The sequence below is a fragment of the Oscillospiraceae bacterium genome (assembly GCA_035353335.1).
Lineage (GTDB): Bacteria > Bacillota > Clostridia > Oscillospirales > JAKOTC01 > DAOPZJ01.
This window is the reverse complement of sequence record DAOPZJ010000055.1, coordinates 16,438-18,128: the sequence shown is the minus strand read 5'-3', so window position 1 is coordinate 18,128 and position 1,691 is coordinate 16,438. Positions and strand designations below refer to the sequence as shown.

Annotated in this window: 2 protein-coding genes; both read right to left on the bottom strand. The window is 51.0% G+C overall.

Annotated elements, in window-relative coordinates:
- On the bottom strand, window positions 1-201 hold a 201-nt coding region (locus PKH29_10480), incomplete at its 3' end, for a hypothetical protein (GenBank protein HNX15261.1).
- A 35-nt stretch (window positions 202-236) separates the two neighbouring features.
- Window positions 237-1,184 carry a cohesin domain-containing protein gene (locus tag PKH29_10475; protein ID HNX15260.1) on the bottom strand — a complete coding sequence of 316 codons (948 nt, stop codon included), beginning with the start codon at window positions 1,182-1,184 and terminating at the stop codon, window positions 237-239.
- Window positions 1,185-1,691: the final 507 nt, after the last annotated feature.

Here is a 1,691-nt window from a genome sequence, read left to right as displayed (position 1 = left end):
CGAATCCGCAGGCAAAGACACTTCGACCGTGACCTGGCGGTTTCCGTCATAATCGATCGTCGGGGACGAAACCGTCAGCGCCGGCAGCGAGGCCATGACCGTTATCACTGCCGCCATGCCCACGACAAGCAGCGCGCTGAGTGCAATGACCAGAAACTTTTTGGTCAGATACGGTTTTACCATTTTCATCAGCTTCGACATTTTAGGCACCTCTCTGTTTTTCAATTGAAATTCGTTTATGGCTGCTTTTTCTTTTTGATGATCAAAACGGTCAGGACAATCACCGCTGCTGCGGCGATCACCGAAACCGCGATATAAAGGAGAATCGGGCTTTCCCCGCCGGAGGACCGGACCGGGATTTGATTCCCGGAAGATTGAAGCGCCGGAGTATCAGAGGCATCGCCGGTCCCGGCGGATGATCCGGTTTGATTGTTTTCGCCGGATTTGTTTTGCGGGGAAGAAACGGTCGGTGAAGATTGCGGAATGGCGCCGGAAGGCGCGGAACCGGCAGTATCGGGCGTTTGGATTTGGCTGTTTACCCAAACCGACGGCGCGCTTGTGATTGCGGAGCCCGCAAAAGATGAATAAGAACTTACAGCGGAAGAAGAAACGGGCGCGGCGGATGAACTTTTTGCCTGACTGCTTGCGATAGACGACTGAGCAAGTGTTGACTGCGCGGACTGCGCTGAAACAGTCATCGCGGAAACTGTCATTCCTTTGGATTCGAATTTAACGGTCTTTAAATCTTCGTTGATAAAATCAACCGGATCATATGTAACCGTGACCGGATACTTCCCGTCTTTGACGGTTCCGGTCACCGAAAAGACCGCGCCGCAGAGCTCCCCGTTTCCGGTGTAATTTGTTCCGTTTGCCCACACGACGTGAAATGCGCCGGCGGCGCTGTCATGATTATCGCTGAAAAATCCGGAAATTTTGCCGTTCATCGCGGCGCTTGCCGGTTTGAGGATTTTGTTGTCATAGTGCATCGTGAACCGGAAAGCCGCGATGCCCGGATTGTTTTCGACCGAGAAAACCACCGTGACGGTTTTTCCGTCGGACGAGGGCTTCAATGCGGCGCTCAAAACCGGGGTTGCGGCGGCTGCCGGCAACGCCGGGAAAGAACACAGAAAAACGAATAAGATGAAGCAGCTGTATGCGATTTTGCGCCTTCTCTGCCACCGCATTTTCGTTCCCCTTTCTTGCCCATTCCTGCTCGGGACAATTATATCGCATCGTGTCATTATCTGTTAACAATAAAATCAGATTTTCCCATTTAATACAGCACGATCGAGGGGTTCGCCGGCGTCTGAACCGTCTTTACGGTACCGGATGCTGAAAATGCCGTAAATCACAGAAATCGTCCCGCTGTTTGCAGCTGTTTCAACTATTCAATAAAATAAAAGCGCATATCGAATGATATGCGCAAGAATATAAGAGTAAATTATAGTTTTTGTTATTTATCTGCAGCAAATATCAAAGCCGATGCAATGAGCGGAAAGATCCTCGGCTTTGCTCTGCGGGAGCGGAACTTGCCTTATTCAGAGATCCTGCGGTTAATAAAGGATGATCGACGGGTTCGCCAGCGCCTGCATCAGTTTGACGATATCGGCCATATTGACCGAACCGTCCCTTTGAATGTCCGAGCATATGAATTCTTTATCGCTGTAAACTTCCGCGCCGCCCTGCGCCAG

What these genes read in the sequence shown, in the direction of transcription:
- PKH29_10475 (HNX15260.1), bottom strand. Translation starts at nt 1,184, where the DNA reads ATGCGGTGGCAGAGAAGGCGCAAAATCGCATACAGCTGCTTCATCTTA.